Annotated in this window: 18 protein-coding genes; 4 read left to right on the top strand and 14 right to left on the bottom strand. The window is 70.9% G+C overall.

What is annotated here, in order from left to right; translation table 11 throughout:
• Positions 1-20: 20 nt before the first annotated feature.
• From ACFVH5_RS16050 to ACFVH5_RS15995, 12 genes are all read right to left on the bottom strand, one after another.
• A complete protein-coding gene (locus tag ACFVH5_RS16050; RefSeq protein ID WP_385834297.1) occupies positions 21-1298 on the bottom strand; it encodes a thymidine phosphorylase in 1278 nt (425 codons plus the stop codon).
• An 85-nt stretch (positions 1299-1383) separates the two neighbouring features.
• Complete coding sequence (locus ACFVH5_RS16045) at positions 1384-1797, bottom strand: cytidine deaminase (protein ID WP_384800157.1); 414 nt, start codon at positions 1795-1797, stop codon at positions 1384-1386.
• Positions 1794-3056, bottom strand: a complete 1263-nt coding sequence (locus ACFVH5_RS16040; protein WP_384800160.1) for an ABC transporter permease — start codon at positions 3054-3056, stop codon at positions 1794-1796. The genes ACFVH5_RS16045 and ACFVH5_RS16040 overlap by 4 nt, the downstream gene beginning before the upstream one ends.
• Positions 3053-4180, bottom strand: coding sequence for an ABC transporter permease (locus tag ACFVH5_RS16035; RefSeq protein WP_384800163.1), 1128 nt, complete (start codon positions 4178-4180; stop codon positions 3053-3055). Before ACFVH5_RS16035 ends, ACFVH5_RS16040 begins: the two co-directional genes overlap by 4 nt.
• Positions 4177-5841, bottom strand: coding sequence for an ABC transporter ATP-binding protein (locus ACFVH5_RS16030; RefSeq protein ID WP_385834285.1), 1665 nt, complete (start codon positions 5839-5841; stop codon positions 4177-4179). The genes ACFVH5_RS16035 and ACFVH5_RS16030 overlap by 4 nt, the downstream gene beginning before the upstream one ends.
• 292 nt (positions 5842-6133) lie before the next feature.
• The gene (locus tag ACFVH5_RS16025) at positions 6134-7183 is read right to left on the bottom strand and encodes a BMP family protein (protein WP_385834284.1); all 1050 of its coding nucleotides are present in this window, start codon (positions 7181-7183) and stop codon (positions 6134-6136) included.
• A gap of 630 nt (positions 7184-7813) precedes the next feature.
• Positions 7814-8893: a BMP family protein gene (locus ACFVH5_RS16020; protein ID WP_385834283.1), complete on the bottom strand. Its 1080-nt coding sequence runs from the start codon at positions 8891-8893 to the stop codon at positions 7814-7816.
• Between the two features lie 234 nt (positions 8894-9127).
• On the bottom strand, positions 9128-10378 hold the full coding sequence (locus tag ACFVH5_RS16015; RefSeq protein WP_385834282.1) for an amidohydrolase: 1251 nt from the start codon (positions 10376-10378) through the stop codon (positions 9128-9130).
• A gap of 334 nt (positions 10379-10712) precedes the next feature.
• Positions 10713-11954 (bottom strand): hypothetical protein, encoded by a 1242-nt coding sequence (locus tag ACFVH5_RS16010; RefSeq protein WP_385834281.1) that lies wholly within the window; start codon positions 11952-11954, stop codon positions 10713-10715.
• 64 nt (positions 11955-12018) lie between these two features.
• The gene (locus tag ACFVH5_RS16005; protein WP_107015790.1) at positions 12019-12957 is read right to left on the bottom strand and encodes an N-acetylneuraminate synthase family protein; all 939 of its coding nucleotides are present in this window, start codon (positions 12955-12957) and stop codon (positions 12019-12021) included.
• Positions 12958-12971: 14 nt separating this feature from the next.
• Positions 12972-14270: a cytidylyltransferase domain-containing protein gene (locus ACFVH5_RS16000; protein ID WP_385834280.1), complete on the bottom strand. Its 1299-nt coding sequence runs from the start codon at positions 14268-14270 to the stop codon at positions 12972-12974.
• Positions 14271-14415: 145 nt separating this feature from the next.
• Complete coding sequence (locus ACFVH5_RS15995) at positions 14416-15783, bottom strand: DUF6716 putative glycosyltransferase (RefSeq protein ID WP_385834279.1); 1368 nt, start codon at positions 15781-15783, stop codon at positions 14416-14418.
• A 198-nt stretch (positions 15784-15981) separates the two neighbouring features.
• Between ACFVH5_RS15995 and ACFVH5_RS15990 the strand changes: the two genes are divergently transcribed.
• The 3 genes from ACFVH5_RS15990 to ACFVH5_RS15980 are packed head-to-tail and all read left to right on the top strand — an operon-like array spanning position 15982 to position 19468.
• On the top strand, positions 15982-16959 hold the full coding sequence (locus ACFVH5_RS15990) for a glycosyltransferase family 2 protein (protein WP_366784352.1): 978 nt from the start codon (positions 15982-15984) through the stop codon (positions 16957-16959).
• Positions 16956-18290 carry an alpha-2,8-polysialyltransferase family protein gene (locus tag ACFVH5_RS15985; protein WP_385834278.1) on the top strand — a complete coding sequence of 445 codons (1335 nt, stop codon included), beginning with the start codon at positions 16956-16958 and terminating at the stop codon, positions 18288-18290. The genes ACFVH5_RS15990 and ACFVH5_RS15985 overlap by 4 nt, the downstream gene beginning before the upstream one ends.
• Entirely contained in the window at positions 18287-19468 is a 1182-nt protein-coding gene (locus tag ACFVH5_RS15980; protein WP_384800191.1) for an acyltransferase family protein, read from the top strand. The genes ACFVH5_RS15985 and ACFVH5_RS15980 overlap by 4 nt, the downstream gene beginning before the upstream one ends.
• 235 nt (positions 19469-19703) lie before the next feature.
• Here the strand turns inward: ACFVH5_RS15980 and ACFVH5_RS15975 are convergent, their stop codons facing one another.
• Positions 19704-19943, bottom strand: coding sequence for a hypothetical protein (locus ACFVH5_RS15975; RefSeq protein ID WP_385834277.1), 240 nt, complete (start codon positions 19941-19943; stop codon positions 19704-19706).
• Positions 19930-20571 (bottom strand): TetR/AcrR family transcriptional regulator, encoded by a 642-nt coding sequence (locus ACFVH5_RS15970; RefSeq protein WP_384800197.1) that lies wholly within the window; start codon positions 20569-20571, stop codon positions 19930-19932. Before ACFVH5_RS15970 ends, ACFVH5_RS15975 begins: the two co-directional genes overlap by 14 nt.
• A gap of 129 nt (positions 20572-20700) precedes the next feature.
• On the opposite strand from ACFVH5_RS15970, the gene ACFVH5_RS15965 reads away from it, so the two are divergent.
• Entirely contained in the window at positions 20701-22152 is a 1452-nt protein-coding gene (locus tag ACFVH5_RS15965) for an FAD-dependent oxidoreductase (protein ID WP_385834296.1), read from the top strand.
• The last annotated feature ends 16 nt before the right edge of the window (positions 22153-22168 follow it).

The raw sequence follows: 22168 nt of genomic DNA, 5'->3' as shown, positions 1-22168 counted from the left end.
CGCGATCCGCTTCACCCGCCTCAGGCGATACGTTCCCGCACCACCGGTGTCGGGGTGAACAGCGTGGCGGGGGGTGCCACGTCGTATGCGTCCGTCACTGCTTCCAGGGCGTAGGCGAAGCGTTCCGGGGTGTCCGTGTGGAGGGTGAGGAGTGGTTGGCCCTCCGTCACCGTGTCGCCGGGCTTGGCGTGGAGTTCGACGCCCGCGGCGGCCTGCACCGGGTCCTCCTTGCGGGCGCGGCCCGCGCCCAGGCGCCAGGCGGCGACGCCGACGTCGTACGCGTCGAGGCGGGTCAGGACGCCCGAGGCCGAGGCCTTGACGACGTGCTGTTCGCGGGACGTGGGGAGCGGGGCGTCCGGGGCGCCGCCCTGGGCCGCGATCATGCGGCGCCACGCGTCCATCGCCGAGCCGTCGGCCAGCGCCTTCGCCGGGTCGGCGTCCTTGATCCCCGCCGCGTCGAGCATCTCGCGGGCCAGGGCGAGGGTGAGTTCCACGACGTCGGACGGGCCGCCGCCGGCCAGGACCTCGACCGACTCGCGGACCTCAAGGGCGTTGCCCGAGGTCAGGCCGAGCGGGGTGGACATGTCGGTGAGGAGCGCGACGGTCCGTACGCCGTGGTCCGTGCCGAGGCCGACCATCGTGGAGGCCAGTTCGCGGGCGTCCTCGATCGTCTTCATGAAGGCACCGGTGCCGACCTTCACGTCCAGGACGAGTGAGCCCGTACCCTCCGCGATCTTCTTCGACATGATCGAGGAGGCGATCAGCGGGATCGCCTCGACCGTGCCGGTCACGTCGCGCAGGGCGTAGAGCTTCTTGTCCGCCGGGGCCAGGCCGTCGCCCGCCGCGCAGATCACCGCGCCGACCGAGTCCAGGACGGAGAGCATCTCGTCGTTCGAGAGCGCGGCGCGCCAGCCCGGGATCGACTCCAGCTTGTCCAGGGTGCCGCCGGTGTGGCCGAGGCCCCGGCCCGACAGCTGCGGGACGGCCGCGCCGCAGGCCGCCACGAGCGGGGCGAGCGGGAGCGTGATCTTGTCGCCGACGCCGCCCGTGGAGTGCTTGTCGGCCGTCGGGCGGGACAGGGACGAGAAGTCCATGCGTTCGCCGGAGGCGATCATCGCGGCGGTCCAGGTGGCGATCTCCCGGCGGTTCATGCCGTTGAGCAGGATCGCCATGTTGAGGGCGGCCATCTGGTAGTCGGCGACCTCACCGCGCGTGTACGCGTCGATGACCCAGTCGATCTGTCCGTCGCTCAGCTCGCCGCGGTCCCGCTTGGTGCGGATCACGGAGATGGCGTCCATCGACAACGCGGTCATGGCTTCCCTTCGGTAGTGCGGTGGTGCAGGCAGTGCGGCGGCCCCGGAGTCCACCGGGGCCGCCCGTGAATTACCTGGTGAGGTGGTCCGGGCCGAAGGCCTGCGGGAGCATCTCGGAGAGCGGGAGGAGACCGTCCGGGGTCTCCAGGACGAGGTCGGGGCCGCCGAACTCGTACAGGAGCTGGCGGCAGCGGCCGCACGGGACGAGGATCTCGCCGTGGCCGTCCACGCACGTGAAGTGCGTGAGCCGGCCTCCCCCGGTGTTCTGGAGCTGCGAGACCAGGCCGCATTCGGCGCAGAGGCCGAGTCCGTAGGAGGCGTTCTCCACGTTGCATCCGGAGATCACCCGGCCGTCGTCGACCAGGGCCGCGACTCCGACCGGGTAGCCCGAGTAGGGGGCGTACGCGCGGGACATCGCCTCGCGCGCCACCTCCCGCAGGGCTTCCCAGTCGACGGGCGTGGACGCGGTCTCGGCCGTCGTCACTTGCCCTGCCCTCGCCGGTACGGCATGCCGTCCGCCTTCGGCATCCGCAGGCGCTGCGCGGAGAGCGCGAGGACGAGGAGCGTGACGACGTACGGGGTGGCGGTGACGACCTGGTTCGGGACCTCGTTGGTCGTGGTGTACCAGAGGAAGACCAGGACGCCGATGAGCGTGGTGACCGCCGCGTGCACGTACCGCTTCTTCCAGACGAAGTAGGCCGCGCCGATGATCAGGAGCAGGGCCAGCAGGAGGAGCAGCGCGTGGACGTTGGTGCCGCCGCCGCGGAGCTTGAGGCTGTCGGTGTAGCCGAACAGGCCGGCGCCCAGCGCGAGTCCGCCCGGCATCCAGTTGCCGAAGATCATCGCGGCGAGGCCGATGTAGCCGCGCCCGCCGGTCTGGCCCTCCAGGTAGATGTTGGAGGCGACCAGGGAGAGGAACGCGCCGCCGAGTCCGGCGAAGCCGCCGGAGATGACGACGGCGAGGTACTTGTACTTGTAGACGTTGACACCGAGCGACTCGGCGGCCACCGGGTTCTCGCCGCAGGAGCGCAGGCGCAGCCCGAAGGAGGTGCGCCACAGCACCCACCAGGTGACCGGGACGAGCAGGACGGCGATCACGGTGAGCGGCGAGAGGTCGGTGAAGAGGCCGCCGACGAGACCGGCGAGGTCGGAGACCAGGAACCAGTGTTTGCCGTTCAGGGTCTGCAGCCAGTCCGAAAGGCCTGGGATGTCGAAGGTGCCGAGCGAGTCGACGGGCGGCGACTGCTTCGACGTACCGCCCTCCTCGCCCTCGAAGGCGAAGGTCGACAGATAGCGGGTGGCGCCGAGGGCCAGGATGTTGATGGCCACACCGGAGACGATGTGGTTGACGTTGAAGGTGACGGTGACGACCGCGTGCAGCAGGCCGCCGAGGGCGCCGCCGATGATGCCGAAGGCGACACCGGTCCACGGGCCCCACTGGAAGCCGGCCCAGGCACCGAACCAGGTGCCGAGGATCATCATGCCTTCGAGGCCGATGTTGACGACGCCCGCGCGCTCGGCCCACAGTCCGCCGAGTCCGGCGAGGCCGATCGGTACGGCCAGGCGCAGGGCGGTGGACATCTGGCCGGTGGAGGTGATGCCGTTCGCGTCGGTGACGAGGCGGACGACGGAGACGAGGACCAGCAGGCCCGCGACGAGCAGGAGCAGGACCGGGAGCGAGATACGGCGGCGGCCCCGGGCGGGCTTCGGCGCCTGCGGCTTGGCGACGGTTGCGGTGCTCATCGGGCAGCCACCTCCTTCTTGGAGTTGTCGTTGGCGGCTGCGGCGGCGGCCAGTTCGGCGCCGACGCGGCGCTGCTGGCGGCGCAGGCCCCAGACGCGTACGGCCTCGTAGGAGACGACGACCGCGATCACGATGAGACCCTGCATGATCACCGCGATCTCCTTGTCGTACGCCACCGGGGTCGCGTAGTCGAGGGCGGGCGAGGCCTTGTCGAGGAAGGCGACCAGCAGGGCGGCGAAGGCGATGCCGACCGGGTTGTTGCGGCCGAGCAGCGCGATGGTGATGCCGGTGAAGCCGAGGCCCGTCGGGAAGGACAGGCTGTAGGTGTGGGCGTCGCCGAGGAGGATCGGCAGGCCCGCGAGGCCGGCCATGCCGCCGGAGATCAGCATCGCGGTGAGGACCATGCGCTTGGCGTCCACGCCGGAGGCGGCGGCAGCGGTCTCGGAGGCGCCGGTGGCGCGCAGGTCGAAGCCGAAGCGGGTGCGGTTGAGGACCAGCCAGTACAGGACACCGGCGAGTACGGCGATCAGGGTGAAGCCGTAGATCTCGCCCGCGTCGCCCATGTCGAAGCCGGGGAACCAGCCGGACTCCTTCATCACGCCGGTGGTCTGGTTGTTGCCGAGCGGCTGGCCCCAGACCTCGGTGAGGGTGAGGTAGCCGATGAGGCTGGTGGCGATGGCGTTGAGCATGATCGTCGCGACGACCTCGCTCACTCCGCGGGTCACCTTGAGGACACCCGCGATGCCGGCCCAGAAGGCGCCGGTGAGCACGGCGATCAGCATCAGGAACGGGATCTGCAGGGCGGCGGGCAGCGAGACGTGCGCGCCGACGACCGCGGTCATCATGGCGGCGAGGCGGTACTGGCCGTCGACGCCGATGTTGAAGAGGTTCATGCGGAAGCCGACGGCGACCGCGAGGGCGGCGAGGTAGTAGACGCCGGCCTGATTGATGATCAGGACCTGGACATCGGCGAAACCGGCCTGCTCGAACATCAGGGTGTACGGCTCGATCGGGCTCTTGCCCGAGGCGAGCAGCACGAACGAGGTCAGCACCACGGCCGCCACGAGCGCGATGACCGGTCCGGCCACCGCGAGGAGCACTCGCTCCTTGTCGAACTTCTTCATCGGGCCTCGTCCTCCGGGGCTTCCACTGCCTGCGCTGGGTGCTCTTCGCTCGCTGCCTGCTCCACGTGCTCCAGGTGACCGGAGGCGGCGCCCGTCATGGCCGAACCCAGCTCCTCCGGAGTGACGGTCGCCGGGTCGGCGTCCGCGACGAGCCGGCCGTTGTAGATCACCCGGAGGGTGTCGGAGAGGCCGATCAGCTCGTCCAGGTCGGCGGAGATCAGCAGCACCGCCAGGCCCTCACGGCGGGCCTCGCGGATCTGGTCCCAGATCGCGGCCTGCGCGCCGACGTCCACACCGCGGGTGGGGTGGGCGGCGATCAGGAAGCGCGGCTTGTGGCTCATCTCGCGGCCGACGATCAGCTTCTGCTGGTTGCCGCCGGACAGGGAGGCCGCCGTGACGTCGATGCCGGGCGTCCGGACGTCGTACTCCTCGACGATGCGGCGGGTGTCGGCCTGGGCGCCCTTGATGTCGAGCCACATACCGCGTGTGCCCCGCGTGTTGGGCTTCTCGGTGACGTGGCCCAGGATGCGGTTCTCCCACAGCGGGGCTTCGAGGAGCAGGCCGTGCCGGTGGCGGTCCTCGGGGATGTAGCCGACGCCCTGTTCGCGGCGCTTGCGGGTGGGCCAGGAGGTCATCTCCTCGCCGATGAAGCGGATGGTGCCCGAGTCGGCGTTCTTGAGGCCGATCAGGGCGTCGACCAGTTCGGTCTGGCCGTTGCCCTCGACCCCGGCGATGCCCATGACCTCACCGGCGTGGATGGTGAAGGTGACGTCGTCCAGGACGCGCTTGGCGTCGCCGCCGGCCGCGTCACCCGCGAGGGATCCGGCGGCCGGGGTGTCTCCGACGGTGCCGGTCTCGCCGAGCGAGGCGCCGCCCGCGGCGTACACGGTGAGGCCCTCGACCTGGATGACGGGCTTGTCGGTGACCGTCGACTCGGCGGTCTCGGGGGTGGGCAGTTCGCTGCCGACCATCATCTCGGCGAGCTGCCGGGAGGTGGTCTCGGCGGGGACGGCCGTGCCGACCGTGGTGCCGCGGCGGATGACGGTGATCTCGTCGGCGACCGACAGGACCTCGCCCAGCTTGTGGGAGATGAAGATGACGGACAGGCCCTCGGCCTTCAGCTCGCGGAGGTTGTCGAAGAGCGCGTCGACCTCCTGCGGCACGAGGACGGCGGTGGGCTCGTCGAGGATCAGGATGCGGGCGCCGCGGTAGAGGACCTTGAGGATCTCCACGCGCTGGCGGTCGGCGACACCGAGGTCCTCGACGAGGGCGTCCGGGCGGACCCCGAGGCCGTAGCGCTCGGAGATCTCCTTGATCTTGTCGCGGGCGCCGCCGCCGATCCCGTACAGCTTCTCGCTGCCGAGGACGACGTTCTCCAGGACGGTGAGGTAGTCGGCCAGCATGAAGTGCTGGTGGACCATGCCGATGCCGCGCGCGATGGCGTCGGCGGGGCTGGCGAAGGTGACCTGGTCGCCGTCGACCGCGATGGTGCCCTCGTCCGGCTTCTGCATGCCGTAGAGGATCTTCATCAGGGTGGACTTGCCTGCCCCGTTCTCGCCGACGAGGGCGTGCACGGTGCCCTTGCGGACGGACAGGTGGATGTCGTGGTTGGCGACGACACCGGGGAAGCGCTTGGTGATCCCCGCGAGTTCGACCGACACGGGCGACTGCGACGGGGACGGTGACTGTGCGGCGAGCGGAGGGCTGCTGGACGCGTCGATGGCGTACTCCTTGGAAAAGGGGCCGATCTACGCGCGTAGCGCCCCTGCTTCGACAACTACTGCGGAGTCGGATGTTCCGGGCACATCCAGGCATATCCATGCCTCCCGGACAGACCCGGGTCATCCGCCGCGCGAACGGGGCGCGGGAAGGCCATCCTTCCCACACCCCGTTTTCGCGACCGTAACGCTGCCATTACAGCGCCCGATTGACCATGGTTACCTCGGACGGTTACTACGAGGTCTTGACCTTGATGGTGCCGTCGTTGATGCCCGTGGTGGCCTTCTCCAGGGCCGCCTGCAGCTTGGCGTTGCCCTTGAAGTCGGGGTTCGAGTCCGCGAGGCCGACACCGCCGGTCTTGAGGGAGGCACGCACGACACCCGTCTCGGGCTTGCCGTCCTGGACCGACTTGGCGAGGTTGTAGACCGCGCCCGCGACGTCCTTGGTGGCCGAGGTGAGGATGTACTGCTTGTACGCCTTGAGGGCGTCCTGGCTGTACTGGTCGGAGTCGACGCCGATCGCCCACACCTTGGCGGCGGAAGCGGCCTCGATGACGCCCTGACCGGACAGGCCCGCGGCGTGGTAGACCACGTCGGCGCCGTCCTCGATCTGGCCCTCGGCGGCCGTCTTGCCCTTGTCGGGGCTGGCGAAGCCGCCGTCCTCGGCCTTCTCGGTGAGGAACTGCGAGACGACCTTGACCTTCGGGTTCGTGTCCGCGACGCCCTGCTTGTAGCCCGCCTCGAACTTGTGGATCAGCGGGATGTCCACGCCGCCGACGAAGCCGACGGTGTTGGACTTGGTGGTGAGGGCCGCGGTGACGCCCGCGAGGTACGAGGACTGCTCCTCGTGGAAGACCATGTCCGCGACGTTCTTCTTGTCGATCGTCTCGTCGTCGACGATGCCGAACGTGATCTTCGGGAACTTGGCGGCGACCTCGGCGACGGCCGGCGCGTAGGCGTAGCCCACGCCGACGACCGGGTTGTAGCCCGCCTTGGCCAGCGTCTGCAGGCGCTGCACCTTGTCGGCGTCGGACTCGCCGTCGGTGGGCTCGACGGCCTTGGAGCCGTACTTGAACTCCGCGGCGGCCTTCTCCATTCCGGCGGTCGCGGCGTCGTTGAAGGACTGGTCGCCCTTGCCGCCGACGTCGTACGCGAGGGCGATGCCCTTGCTCTTGCCGTCGCCGCTGTCAGCGGCGTCGTTGGACGTGCCGCCGCAAGCAGCGAGGGCGGCGGTGAGGGTAGCGGTCGCAACGCCCGCGACAGCGATTCGGGACACCCGGCGCATGGAACGTGACTCCTTTGTGCAAGCGCCCATACCAGGCGCTGGTTCCGCCGCAGCGTAACGCGCGTAGACCAGACGGAAAACCCCTTCTGTCCGGTCCGTTATCGAGCTGTGGCCACAGATGCCGTACAGACTACGGAACGTGGTACACCCCTTGCGGGAGGCAAGGGGTGTACGTGTCCCTCAGCGGGGGCGGGGTGGTGGGGGCGCATTGTCGGCTGCGGCCCGGTGGGGGCTTGTCGCGCAGTTCCCCGCGCCCCTCCGGAGCGGGGCTACGCCCCGACCCCGGCCACCGGCCGCCAGCCGACCGCGCCACCGCCACCACATCAGGGGCGCGGGGAACGGCGCGGCCCACCCCCACCGACTGTCGGCCGACGACGCACGCCCGCCACCCCAAGGGGCGCGGGGAACTGCGCGGCCGACCCCCACCGGCCGTCAGCCGACCGTGCCACCATCGCCGGGGCAGGGGCGCAGCCCCGTCCTGAAGGGGCGCGGGGAACTGCGCGAACGGCCCCCACCGGCCGTCAGCCGACCGTGCCGGCGTCGTCGGGGCAGGGGCGCAGCCCCGTCCTTGAGGGGCGCGGGCCGCCCCCGCCGGGCCGCAGGCGGGAGCGCACCCCGCAGGTCAGGACGTCAGTCGGTCTTCACCGTGACCGTGCCGCTGACGATGTCCTCCTTCGCCTTCTCCACCGCCTCGACGACGTCCGTCATCTCCTTGTACTTCGGGTTGGAGTCCGCGAAGCCCACTCCGCCCGACTTCAGGTCGCCCCGGTGCTCACCGGACAGCGGCTTCCCGTCCACGACGGACTTCGTGACCTCGTACACCGCGCCGCCGACGTCCTTGAGCGCGGAGCCGAGGATCCAGTCCTTCGACGCGGCGAGCGCCTTCTGCTTGTACTGGTCCGAGTCCACCCCGATCGCCCAGACCTTCTGCGCCGCGGCCTCCTGGATGACGCCCTGGCCGGACAGACCGGCCGCGTGGTAGATCACGTCGGCGCCGGCCTCGACCTGCCCGCTGGCGGCCTCCTTGCCCATGCTCGGGTTGGAGAACCCGCCGTCCTCGGGCTTCTCGGTGAGGTACCGCTTCTCGATCTCGATCTTCGGATCGACCGACTTGACCCCCTGGACGAAGCCGTCCTCGAACTTGTGGATGAGCGGGATGTCGACCCCGCCGATGAAGCCCACGTGGTCCTTCTTCGTGGCCTTGGCGGCGGCGACACCGGCCAGGTAGGAGGCCTGCTCCTCGGCGAACACCATGTCGGCGACGTTCTTCGCCTGCACCTGGGCGTCGTCGATGACGGCGAAGGTGACCTTCGGGTACTTGGCGGCGACCTCCTTGACCGCCGGGGCGTAGATGTAGCCGACGCCGACGATGGGGTTGTAGCCGGCCTTGGCCATCTGGGTCAGCCGCTGCACCTTGTCGGCGTCCGACTCGCCGTCGCTCGGCTCGATGTCGTTCCCGCCGATCTTGAATTCCTTGCGGGCCTTCTCGTACCCGGCGTACGCGGCGTCGTTGAAGGACTGGTCTCCACGGCCGCCGATGTCGTAGGCGAGCCCGATGCCCTTGCCCTTGTAGCCGGAGCCTGAGCCGGACTCGGTGTCGCTGCCCGAGGAGTCGCTGCTGGTCTCACCGCAGCCGGCGGCCGCGACGACGACGACCGCGACGGCGACAGCGGCTTGAGAAAGCCTGGTTCTCCGAGAAATCCGACGCATGAGAGAGCACCCCTTACATTCCCCAACGGCGCCGTTGCCGACGCTGACTGCGGCGCACAGTAACGCGCGTAGAAGGGGAGGGGAACGGGGTTCTTCACTGCCGTTATCGATTCGTGCCGACGGCCCGTTACGAACGCCCGCCGCCGGTTACGTACGAGTGACACAAGGGGACGAAGGGGTACCGAACGGGGCACCCCTTCGTCCGTGGATCACCGGCTGCCCGGCGCCGCCTCCTCAGCCGCGCGCCTGCAGCAGGGCGGCGGCGGTGAACATCTCGACGCCCACCGTGATGGCCGACTCGTCGGCGTCGAAGTCCCCCTGGTGCAGGTCCCGCACGGTGCGCTCGCCCGGCGTGCGCACCCCGAGCCGGGCCATGGCGCCGGGCACGTGCTCCAGGTACCAGGAGAAGTCCTCCCCGCCGAGGCTCTGTTCGGTGTCCTCCACGGAGTTCGCCCCGAGCCGGGCGGTCATCGCCGCGCGCAGCAGATCGGTGGCGCCCGGCTCGTTGACGACCGGCGGCACCCCGCGTACGTAGCTGATCTCGGACTTCGCCCGGTGGAGCGTGGCGACCTCGTCGATCGCGGCGTGCACCAGGTCGGGGGCGGCGTGCCAGGCGGCGAGGTCCAGGCACCGTACGGTCCCGGAGAGTTCGGCGTGCTGCGGGATCACGTTGCAGGCGTGCCCCGACTCGATCCGTCCCCAGGTCAGGGAGAGTCCGGAGCGGGCGTCGACCCGCCGGGCGACGACGGCCGGCACGTCGACGGCGACCCGGGCGGCGGCGGTGACGAGGTCGGTGGTGAGGTGCGGCCGGGCGGTGTGTCCGCCGGGCCCGTCCAGGGAGACCTCGACCCGGTCGCAGGCGGAGGTGATGGGCCCGTACCGCAGGCCGATGCGCCCGGCGTCGACCCGCGGGTCGCAGTGGACGGCGACGATCCGGCCGACGCCGTCGAGGCCGCCGCCCTTGATGACGTCGGGGGCGCCGCCGGGCAGTACTTCCTCGGCGGGCTGGAAGATCAGGCGTACGGCCCGGTCGAGCAGGCCCCGCTCGTACAGGTCGGCGAGGACAAGGGCGGCGCCCAGGACGACGGTCGTGTGCACGTCGTGTCCGCAGGCGTGGGCGCGGTCGGGCACGGTCGAGCGGTAGGCGCAGCCGCTCTTCATGTCCGGGATGGGCAGGCCGTCGATGTCGGCGCGCAGGGCGAGCATCGGAAGCGCGGGGTCCGGTACGCCGATGTCGCAGATGAGCCCGGTTCCGGTGTCGAGCACGCGGGGCCGCAGACCGGCCCGTTCCAGCCGTTCCTTGATCGCGGCGGTGGTGCGGAACTCCTGGTTTCCCAGCTCGGGGTGCATGTGCAAGTCGCGGCGGAACGCGACGAGTTCGGCACGGAGCGCCTCCGACAGCACGCCGGGAAGCGCTGCCCCCTCGGACAACTCCTCCCCGATCGACGCTTCCCCGGACGAATCGGCCTCGGACTCTTGCGACATCAGTTGGTTCACCCTCTGAAGGGTAGGGCGACGCGACGACCGACTGCCCTGCGATCAACAAAACTTCAACGCGTTCGGGACAGGAAATCTAGCCGCGTGGCGCATACAGATTGACTGGCTTGGGTACACTCGCCCGGCTTTCTGGACCGGCGGCTCCCACGCCTGCCCAGGCGGATACCGGATCCGGCCTTCCTTGTGGGAAAACCTCCGAGCGGCGACGCCCATTCCCGGGTCCCCGGAAACAGGCTCTCTACGCATACCACGCATACGGGCACCTGATCGGTTCCGTTCAGCTGCCGGACAGCACCACGGCAGGGCTCCGCCGCCCGTCCCCTCAGGTGGCCGTGATCGCCGACAGCCGGTGGGCGTCGCGGGCCGTGTCGGTGACGCCCGAGAGGAAGCCCTGGGCCCGGGGTGAGGCGTTCTCCGTGAGCCAGGACGGGTCGATGTCGAAGACGGCGACCTTGACGTCCGTGCCGGCCAGTGCGAGCGGCAGGGTGTGGACCACGGTGGAGGGAAAGCTGAGGATCATGCGGCCGATGGGGCCCCGGCGGGCGATCAGTTCCAGCGGGAGGTCCGGGCGGACGATCTCCAGACCGGTCTCGACGGCCAGCCGGTGCAGCTTCTCGGGGCTCTCCCTGCGGTGGGCGAAGTAGCGGGTGGCCCCGTAGGTGCCGGCCAGCCCCTTCACCGCTTCGACATAGCGGTCGGGGTCGACGACCCCGGTCTCCACCAGGGACGTGCCGACCAGGTCGGCGCCCTTCGTGATGCGGGGCGGGCCGAAGCGGGCCCGGGTCCACGCGAAGTCGTTGGCCGAGACGTCGACGCCCTCGGGCGTCTCGTCGATCGGCATGGAGGAGAAGATCTCCACCCGGCGTCCGGCGCCGGGGGTGAGCCGGCGGCGGGCCCGGGCCGAGACCGGTGCGAAGACCAGGTCCCGGGCCCCGGGGCGCCCGCCGCGCCGATGCCAGCGCACCAGCCGTTCACCGCGGGCCAGTTGGGAGACGAACTCCATGGTCGCGGTCCCGTCGTCCACGACGACGAGGTCGCGGGCGCGGGTGATGGTCAGCAGCAGCTGCACGTACCGCGAGAAGGGGTCGCCCATCACGATGCGCCGTGCGCGCCGCAGCAGCGGCGCGAGTCCGCCGACCGTGTGGAAGGGCGCGGTCGTGCCGCCCCGCGCCTCCTCCCACCGCACGTCGTACCCCTCGTCCCTGGCCAGCTCGGCCATGCGTCTGAGCTGCCCGCGGGTCATCGGGTCGGTGGGCGACAGGACGACGAGGGTGAGGCCGGTACCGGCCTCTCCCGGCCTTGCGTCCTCAGTCCTGCCGGGCCCGCCGGGCCTGCCCGAACCGCCGGGCCTGCCGGAGCGCCCGAACCTGCCCGTTCCGCCGGGCCGGCCGGCTCCCAGCTCCGGACCCGGGGGTCCGGAGGTCTCGCCGGTGCTCCTGAGGGCCGCCGCCTTCAGGGCGTGCGCGTGCGCCCACTCCAGGACGTTCAGGAGCTGCACCGGGCTTTCCACGAAAGCCAGCGTGGCGGGTGACTGGGGGCCGGTGGACCCGGCGCGGGGACTCATCGACGTACGACCGTCGCTTCCCTGGAATCGGAAGGGGTGGGAGTGACGAAGGGTGGGGAGTGGATCAGACGGCGACGGGCTCGCCCGCGGCGGCGGCGATCTCGGCCTCGGCGACGACGCCCGAGACGCGGCGCAGCTTCTTCATCGGGCCCAGCTCGGACTCGTAGACCTTCTTGACGCCGTCGCCGAGGGAGGCCTCGATGGTGCGGATGTCGCGCACCAGGCGGGTCAGGCCCTGCGGCTCGACGGAGGCGGCCTGGTCGGAGCCCCACATCGCGCGGTCGAGGGTGATGTGACGCTCGACGAAGGTGGCGCCGAGGGCGACCGCGGCGAGCGTGGTCTGCAGGCCCGTCTCGTGACCGGAGTAGCCGATCGGGACGTTCGGGTACTCGGCCTGGAGGGTGTTGATGACGCGGAGGTTGAGCTCCTCGGCCTGCGCCGGGTAGGTCGACGTGGCGTGGCACATCAGGATGTTGTCGCTGCCGAGGACCTCGACCGCGTGGCGGATCTGCTTCGGCGTCGACATGCCGGTGGAGAGAATGACCGTGCGGCCGGTGGCGCGCAGCGAGCGCAGCAGCTCGTCGTCGGTCAGGGAGGCGGAGGCGACCTTGTGGGCCGGGACGTCGAACTTCTCCAGGAAGGCGACGGCCTCGGTGTCCCACGGGGAGGCGAACCAGGCGATGTTCTTCGACTTGGAGTACTCGTCGATCTGGCGGTACTCGTCCTCGCCGAACTCCACGCGGTGGCGGTAGTCGATGTAGGTCATCCGGCCCCAGGGGGTGTCGCGCTCGATGTCCCACTGGTCGCGCGGGGTGCAGATCTCCGGGGTGCGCTTCTGGAACTTCACGGCGTCGCAGCCGGCTTCGGCGGCGGCGTCGATCAGCTTGAACGCGTTCTCCAGGTCGCCGTTGTGGTTGATGCCGATCTCACCGACGACGTAGACGGGGTGGCCGGGTCCTGCGGTCTTGGAACCGAAGGTGCGCAGACGGGAGTTGGAGCTCATGGTGGAGACGTTCCTTACTTGTCGAGGGAATCGAGAGAGGGGCCGAGGATCCAGCTGGCGATCTCCCGGATCGCGCCGTCGCCACCGGGGACGGTGGTGACCGCGCGTGCGGCGCCGCGTACGACGTCGTGGGCGCTCGCGACCGCCACGGGCCAGCCGACGAGGGCGAAGCACGGGAGGTCGTTGACGTCGTTGCCGACGTAGAGCACGCGCTCGGGCGCGATGCCCTGTTCCTCGCACCACTGCTTCAGTGCGAGGTCTTTCCGGTCGATGCCGTGCAGCACGGGGATCTTGAGCTTCCGTGCGCGGGCGGCGACGACCGGGTTCTGCTCCGTGGAAAGGATCAGCATCGACAGGCCGCTCCTGCGGAGGGCCGCGATACCGAGTCCGTCGCCGCGGTGCACGGAGACGAACTCCTTTCCGTCGGAGTCGATCAGCACCCTGTCGTCGGTCTGGGTGCCGTCGAAGTCGAGGACGACCGCGTCGATGTCGGCGGCGGTCGGGAGCGTGCCGGGCCGGTTCGCGTCGAAGAGCGGCGCGAGGGCCCGGGCGCGGGCGAGGTCGTGCGGGTCGTCGATCTCCAGGACCCGCGCGGGGTCGGTGCGGACGAGTTCCGTCCGGCCGAAGAAGCGGTGCTTGTGCTCGCGCAGTCCTGCCGCGTTCATGGCGTACGCGGCGCCGGTCTCCAGGAGGTCCTGGGGCCGGTCCTGGCGGCGCGGCCGGAACGACTTGTCGTGGTTGACGCCGTAACCGCCGTCGGTGGCGGTGGCGTTGGCGACCGTCGTGCCGCCGCCGACGGACCGGGTCAGTTCGGTGTCGACCGCAGCCGGGTCGTCGTCGGCGTCCCGCCAGATGAAGCCGTGGAAGGGCGCCACGGTCAGCGCGGTGTCCGCGCCGTTCTCCACGACCGCGCCGGCCACTCCGTCGATGTCCTCGCGGATGATGAAGGGGCTGGTGCACTGCACGAGGAGTACGGCGTCCACGGCGGAGCCGTGCAGGGCCTCGTGGGCGTCCATGGCGTGCAGGACGGCCGCCTCGGAGGTCGCGGTGTCGCCGGCGATGGCGGCGGGCCGCAGCACGACCTCGGCGCCCGCCTCACGGGCGGCGGAGGCGATCGCCTGGTCGTCGGTGGAGACCACGACGTCCGTCACCAGCCGGGCCGCACGGCACTCGCGCACCGCGCGGGCGACCAGCGGCACACCGCCGACGGGCAGCAGGTTCTTGGCGGGAACCCCCTTGGACCCGCCCCGGGCCGGGATCACCGCGAGCACACGGGGCACTGCCTTCAGCCGTCCCGCTTCCGAGTTGGTCATTCGCTGTACTCCTTGGTTGGCAGTCGCGTGGAAGGGGCCCGCCGTACAGCGCCCCCGAAGGGGCGCGGGGAACGGCGCGCCCAGCCACGACGAACCCGCAGGTTCAAGACGGCAGTGGGCCGCTGGGCCTCCGGCGTGGAGAAGCTCACAGCTCCCCCATCCGCCGGATGACCGGAGCCACCCGCTGCACCCCGTGCCGGTACGCGCCGCGTGCGGCGCGCCGCACGATCTGCCGCACGGCCCCCGGCTCCCGGTCGGCGTCGGGCGCGCCGGGCAGCGGACTGCCGTCCGGCGCGAGGTGGTGGCGGGCGAGGATGCCGGGCAGGTAGCCGGGCGCGGTGACGGGCGTGTAGTAGGGGGCGAGGTCGGGCAGCGCGCCCCCGGCGAGCAGCCCGGCGATCCGCTCCCGGGCCGCGTCGAAGGCCGTCTCGTACGAGCCGCCCTCGGCCGGTGGATTCCCGGCGTCGGACCCCCCGGCGGCGACACCCTGGCGGGCGACCCACCGTTCGTCGGGCGACGGGATGTGCCCGTCGTCCAGCTGGTCCCAGGAGGCGAGGCAGCCGGAGCCCACGAAGTGGTGGTTGCCGAGCGACTCGCGCACCCCGAGGTCGGTGAGGACCACGGTGGGGATCCGCCGGTGCAGTGATTCGAGCGCCGCCGTGGAACTGACGGTGACCAGCAGGTCCGTACGGTCGAGGACCTCGCCCATGTGCCCGTACACGAGGCGGAGGTTGGCGGGCAGGCCGCCGGGGATCCGCTCCGCGAGGCGCTGGTAGGGCTGCTCCTCGATGTGGGTGGTGTGCTCGCCCGGCTTGGACCGCAGCTTCAGCAGGACCTCGCGGTCCGGGTGCAGCCTGGCGTGCTGGACGAGCCGGTTCAGCAGGTACGTACGGTCCTTGCGGCTCTCCGGCACGGAGGGCTGCGCGGCGAAGACGACCGTGCAGGGGTCGTGCTTCTCGTACGGGTCGCCGCCGAGGAACGGCAGGGCGACCTCGGTCACCGAGGAGGCGTCGGCGCCCACTCCCTCGTACACGGCGGTGAAACGGTCCGCGTCCTGGCGGGAGTTGGCGAGGACGAGGTCCGCGCCGTGCCGCAGGAGCAGTCCGTCGGCGAGCTTCTCGTAGACGACGCCGACATAGCCGGTGACGACCACGGGCCGCTTCGTGCTGCCCGTCGCCGCGCGCTCCCGCCACTGGTGGGAGAGCCCGTGCAGCATCGCCTGGACGCCGCCCCCGACGAGGGACAGCACGAGGACGTCGTACGCGGCCTCCTCGCGGGCCATCTCCTTGAGGAACTCGACGGAGGTGACCTCCCGGAGGGAGTCGGCGCGTACGCCGACCTCTTCGAGCTGACGGGCGGTGGGGGTCGCACGGCCCCTCAGGAGGTAGCCGTCGAGCCTGATGTCCGAATCGGCCGGTGCGATACGGTTCGCGGTGAGCGCGCCCCATTTCCACCGGGTGTCGGAATCGGCGAGGACGGCCACTCGCAGGGACTTCGTGGTACTTGCTGGCACACCGAAGACGCTAGGAAGCGATTCCGATCACCGGCCCAACCGGAATACAACAAAGGGTTAACAGCACACCGCCGAATGGCGACGCGACCCCCGATCCGCCCGCAATAAGGCCCGGTTCACCATTCCGCCACGTGTCGTTCACCTGACATCTCACCGGCGGTCAAGACGAATGCCGGGCCGCCGCCTAACGTCACGTGGGTGGTCAAGCTCTCCGTCATCGTGCCGTTCTACAACGTGCAGCAATATGCGCCCGACACCCTGAAGAGTCTGCGTGCGAACGCACGCGACGACTTCGAGTTCATTCTCGTCGACGACTGTTCCCGCGACGAGACGCCGGACATCCTCGCGCGCGCGGAGCGCGAGCTCCCGGGCGCGGTGCATGTCAGACACGAGCAGAACGGAGGACTGGCCACCGCGCGCAACACCGGCATCGACGCGGCACAGGGCGAGTACCTCACGTTCCTCGACGGGGACGACTGGCTCGCCCCCGGCTATTACGAGCAACTGCTCGCCTCCATCGAGGGGTTGGGCTGCGACTTCGTGCGCACGGACCATGTCCAGTGCACCGCGCGGGCCCGCACCATCCACCGTGTGCCGTACGGCAGGCGCGGTGTCGTCCTCGATCCGCGCGAGGCGATCCTGCCCGCCGACCGCTCCACCTCCGTCGACTACGCGTACGCGTGGGCCGGCATCTACCACCGCAGACTGGCCGACCGGGGCCTGCTGCACTTCACCGACGGGCTGCGCACGGCCGAGGACCGGCCGTGGATCTGGAAGCTGCACCGGGAGGCGGAATCGTTCGCCACGGTGGGCCTGCTCGGGGTGTTCTACCGGCGCGGTGTCGCCTCCTCACTGACGCAGATCGGTGACGTACGGCAGCTGGATTTCATTCGCGCGTTCGACCAGGTGGTAAGCGAAACGGCACAGGACCGGGACGCCGATAAACTCCTGCCGAAGGCCGTGCGGACCTACTGTGCGATTATTTCCCATCACCTGGGATCCATCGAAAGGTTCGAGCCGCCAGTGGCACGAAAACTGAAGTCGATGAGTGCCGTCGCATTGCGGCGTATGCCGCAGGACGTCCTCGATGACGCCCTCGACTCCATGGACATACAGCGCGCGACGCGACTGCGTCGGCTGCGTCGCCGGCCGGCGGCCGCGGGGGTGTCCGCGTGACCATCCAGATCTTCATGGCGTCGACGCTGTACGGCACGGCGACGCTCGCCGCCGCCGTCGACGCCGGCTGCTTCCGCCCCGCGGACCGGCGTGTCCTGCTCGTCTCCAACAACGCGGCGACACCCGAGACGACACCCGGCGTCGACGAGATGCCCGGCTTCACGCAGCTGCGCGGCCGGTTCGACGACGTGATCTCGTGGAACGAGACCATCTCCCCGTTCCACCCGGGCGGTTGGGCCCCGCGGCTCGACGACGTACCGCTGTGGGAGCGGCATCTGCGGCTCGCCTGGGGGCTCGGCGACGACGACGTCGAGCTGATCGTCGAGTCGATCCAGGTGAACCCGGCGCTCGGCCTCACCCAGATCTTCACGGGCGCCCCCGTCACCGTCTACGCCGACGGCCTGATGAGCTACGGCCCGACCCGCAACAAGATCGACCCGCTGGTCGGCACGCGGATCGACCGGCTCCTCCACCTCGACCTGGTGCCGGGCCTCACTCCGCTGCTGCTCACGGAGTTCGGTGTCGGACCGGAGATCGTGCCGACCGAGGTCTTCACCGACGTCCTGGCCGAACTCGTCAAGACGGGCGACGAGTTGCCCGCCATCGACGAACCGGCCCTGCTGCTCGGCCAGTACCTCTCCGCCCTCGGCATCCTCACCGCCGAGGAGGAGGAGGACCTGCACGTACGGATGCTCAAGGGCGCCGTCGCACTCGGGCACGGCCGGATCGTCTTCAAGCCGCACCCCAGCGCGCCGGCCCGCTGGTCGCGCGCCCTGGAGAAGGAGGCCGAGCGGATCGGCGCCGACCTCACGGTGCTCGACAGCCCGGTCCTCGCCGAGGTGCTCTACCAGCGGATGCGTCCCGCGCTGGTGGTGGGCTGCTTCTCCACCGCACTGCTCACGGCCTCCGCGCTGTACGGCCTCCCGGTCGCCCGCATCGGCACCGAACCCCTCCTCGAACGCCTCACCCCGTACGAGAACAGCAACCGCGTCCCCGTCACGATCGTGGACGCGCTGCTGCCGGAGCTGACGGACAGCGCGGCGGTCACCGGACAGCGCCAGGGCATGACCGCCGAGGAACTGTCCGAGCTGGTACGGGCCGTGGGCTTCGCCATGCAGCCCAAGATCTACCCGGACACCCGGCCGGGCGCCGAGCAGTATCTGACCCGGCGTCTGAACGCCCACACCTGGCGTTACTTCAAGCGACGGCGCCTCACCTCGCTGGGACTGCCCGGCGCGGTACCGGCGCAGCTCGCCTTCATCCCGCGCAACGCGACGGTACGTCGTGTGGCCAAGCGCGCCCGATCCCTGAAGAGGGCCACTCTCGGATGAGCACCGTGGATTCGTCGCCCGCCCTCACGTCCTCTCCGGGGACGGACTCCTCTCCCGGGGCGGGTCCCTCCACCGAGGCGGGCGACAGCGCTCCTGTCCCACCCCGGATAGTCCCCAAGAAGCACGCCCCGCGCCTGCGCGCGCTGGACGGGCTTCGGCTGATCGCCGCCCTGATGGTCGCCGCGTACCACTACGGCGGCCGGGACGGCGAGGTGACAGGGGCCTGGGGCACCTCGCCGCAGCTCCAGTTCCCCACGCTCCACACGTGGTTCGCGTACGGCTGCCTGGGTGTCCAGATCTTCTTCGTGATCAGCGGCTTCGTGATCTGCATGAGCGGCTGGGGACGGAGTCTGCGCTCGTTCTTCGCCTCGCGGGTCTCCCGGCTGATGCCGGCGTACTGGGCGGCGATCGTCATCGTCACGGCCGTCTTCGCGCTGCCGGTGGTCGCCTACCACGCCGTCTCGCCCAGTGACGCGCTGGTGAACCTGACGCTGCTGCAGCAACCGCTGGGCGTCGACCGGGTGCTCGGCGTCTGCTGGACGCTCTGGGCCGAGGTGCGCTTCTACGCCCTGTTCGCGCTCTGCGTGGTCCTGCCCGGGGCGACCCGGCAGCGCGTGATCCTGTTCTGCGCGAGCTGGACCCTGGCCGCGGCGATCGCCCAGGCGGCGCACGAACCGCTGCTCGACCTGATCCTGATGCCCGAGTACGCGCCGTTCTTCATCGGCGGCATCGGCCTCTACCTCGTGCACCGCGACCGGCGCGACGCGTACGCCTGGGGCATCGTGCTCGTGAGCTGGCTGATCGGCCAGCACTACGCGGTGGCGCGGCTGTGGCACGCGCCCGACCCGCAGTTCTTCTCCAACCGCAGCTCGACCGGGATCGTCCTCGTCGTCACCCTGGGCTTCGTGGCGGTCGCCGCGGTCGCGCTGGGCTGGCTGAACCGGGCGAACTGGTCCTGGCTGACGGTGGCCGGGGCGCTGACGTACCCCTTCTACCTGGTCCACGAGCACCTGGGCTGGGTCGCCATCAAGGCCTACCACCAGAGCCTGGGCCTGCCGTCGTACGCGACGGCGCTGCTGACGGTCGTGACGATGCTGGCCCTGGCCTGGCTGCTGAACCGGCTCGTCGAGGACCGGCTGACCCCGCGACTGCGCTCGGCCCTGTCGAAGCCACGCTGAACTTCACACGCCTTACGCGCCTGACGCGCCTGCCAGGGCCTGTCTGACGATTCCCGTCGTCGCCCGGAGGGCGGCCGGGCGGCGTCAGGGTGCGTGCTCTCGCCGTGCCGGGCGCAGAGCCTCGTACTGGACGTACTTGGCTCTGTGCCCGGTGCGGCGAGTGGGGGTCCCCCCGGCCGGAGGCTGGGGGAGCGTGCATGGCGTCGCCCGGCAGACGGGAATGGTCAGACAGGCCCTAGTCCCGCCGCAGCCGCTGAACGTCCTGGAGGATCTCGCCGAGCGCGTCGCCGGCCTCGTCGATGAGGTCGGCGAGTTCGGACATCCGGCGGGCCAGTTCGGCACGGGCGGCGGGGTCGGGGACGAAGTCGACGAGGCCCTCGACGCGCTCGGGCACCTCGGCCGCCCCGCCGCCCTCGGGTGCCCCCGTATCGGCCGGTTCCGGGCCGGGCCGGCCACTCGGTTCAGCCGATTCCACAGCGTGCCTCGATCCCGGCCAGCAGCAGTTCGAGCCCTTCCTCGAACCCCTCGTCGTACCCCTCGAAGATCACCGAGCCCGCCGCCGCCGACAGGGGGTGGTCGGCGAGCATCTCGGCGCGCGCGTCCACGTCGTAGCCCTCGCGGCGCTCCCCCGGCAGCGGATACACGCCCTGTTCCTCGGTGACGAAGCCCAGCGTGTACAGATACGCGGTGGTGAAGGCGCGCACCCCCTGCCGGAGGGTGAACCCGGCGTCCACGAAGGCGCGCAGGTTCTCCTCCATCTGGGCGGCGTGCTCGGTGCCGGTGAAGCGTGAGCCGCTGAAGACCTTGGCCCCGTCGCGGTAGCTCAGCAGCGCGGCCCGCAGACCGCGGTTGGCCACGAGAAGCCGCTCGCGCCAGTCCGTGCCCGGCGGGATCGAGGTACTGGCGATCATCCGCCGGTACATCTCCGTCGCCATCTCGTCCAGCAGCGCCTGCTTGTCCTTGAAGTGCCAGTAGAGGGCGGGCGCCTTGACGTCCAGCTCCTTGGCGATGACGCGGAGGCTGAGGCCGTTGAGGCCGACCTCGTTCAGCAGACGCAGCGCCGTGTCGGCCACCAGCGCTCGGTCGATCTTCCCTACAGCCACGGTCGCACCCTATCCGGAGGTCTCTCCTTGACAGCTTAACGGCGTTAAGTGCATCCTCGACCCAAGGAACTTAACGACGTTAAGGAGATCGCCGTGGACACCGACACGCATGCCGCCGGGGACACCACCGTGGACACCGCCGCCGTACCGGCCGCGACCGACGTCCTGATCGTGGGCGCCGGGCCCACCGGACTCGCCCTCGCACTCGACCTCGCCCGGCACGGCGTACGCGCCCTCGTCGTGGAGCGGTCCGCCACCCTCTTCCCCGGCTCACGGGGCAAGGGGATCCAGCCGCGCACCCAGGAGGTCTTCGACGACCTCGGCGTACTGGACGCGCTCCGGGCGGGCGGCGGCACGTACCCCGTCGGGATGGTCTGGAAGGACGGGCAGCGGCAGGGCGAGCACCGGATGTTCGACGAGGTCGAGGCGACGGAGGCCGACCCGTACGCGGGCTTCGCGCTGATGGTGCCGCAGTGGAGGACGCAGGAGATCCTGTACGCGCGCCTGGCGGAGCTGGGCGGCGGCGTCGCCTTCGGCCGGGAACTGGTCGGCCTCGCCCAGGACGCCGACGGGGTGACGGCGAGCTTCGCCTCCGGCGCCCCCGTGCGCGCCCGCTACGCCGTCGCCGCGGACGGCGGCCGGTCGGCCGTGCGGCGCGCGCTGGGCATCGGGATGACCGGCGAGACCGTGGACCCGGCTCCGGCACTGGTCGCGGACATCCGCGTCACCGGGCTCGACCGCGACAACTGGCACTTCTTCCCGCCCACCGAGGCCGGTCCGGGCCTCCAGGGCGGCTTCCTGGGGATCTGCCCCCTCCCGCACACCGAGGACTTCCAGCTGGCGGCCGGTTTCGCGGACCCGTCCGCCGAGCCCGACCTGTCCCTCGACGGCATCCGCAAGCTGGTCGCCACGCGCACGCATCTGTCCGCGGACGACGTGACCGAGGTCCGCTGGGCCTCCGAGTTCCGGCCGCGTGCCGCGATGGCGGACCGGTTCCGGGACGGGCGGGTCTTCCTGGCGGGCGACGCCGCCCACGTCCACTCGCCCGCGGGCGGGCAGGGCCTCAACACCAGCGTCCAGGACGCCTACAACCTGGGCTGGAAGTTCGCGGCCGTGCTGCGGGGGTCCGCCCCGGCCGCCCTCCTCGACTCGTACGAGGAGGAGCGGATGCCCATCGCCGCGCAGATGCTGGGCCTGTCCACCGGCGTCCACCGCGGCGAGGTGCGGCGCGGTGCGGCCACCCAGCAGCTCGGCCTCGGCTACCGGGGTTCGGCGCTGGCGGTGGAGACGCGTACGGACCTGCCCGAGGAGGCCCTCCGGGCGGGCGACCGCGCACCGGACGGCACCCGCGCCGGAACCCGCCTCTTCGACGCCTTCCGGGGCCCGCACTGGACCCTGCTCACGGTCGGCAGCACGGACATCGGGGTGCCGGACCTCCCGGGCGTCCGCACGGTCCGCTTCCCCGCGTACGAGGCGTACGGAACCGGGGTGTTCCTGGTCCGCCCCGACGGCTACGTGGGCTGGGCGGGCGGGTCGGCGCAGGGTCTGGCGGAGTACGCGGCGCGCGTGGGCGCCCTCTAGGACTGCCAGGACTGCC

The sequence above is a fragment of the Streptomyces sp. NPDC127119 genome (assembly GCF_042677425.1).
Classification (GTDB): domain Bacteria; phylum Actinomycetota; class Actinomycetes; order Streptomycetales; family Streptomycetaceae; genus Streptomyces.
This window is presented reverse-complemented; position numbering and strand designations above follow the sequence as displayed.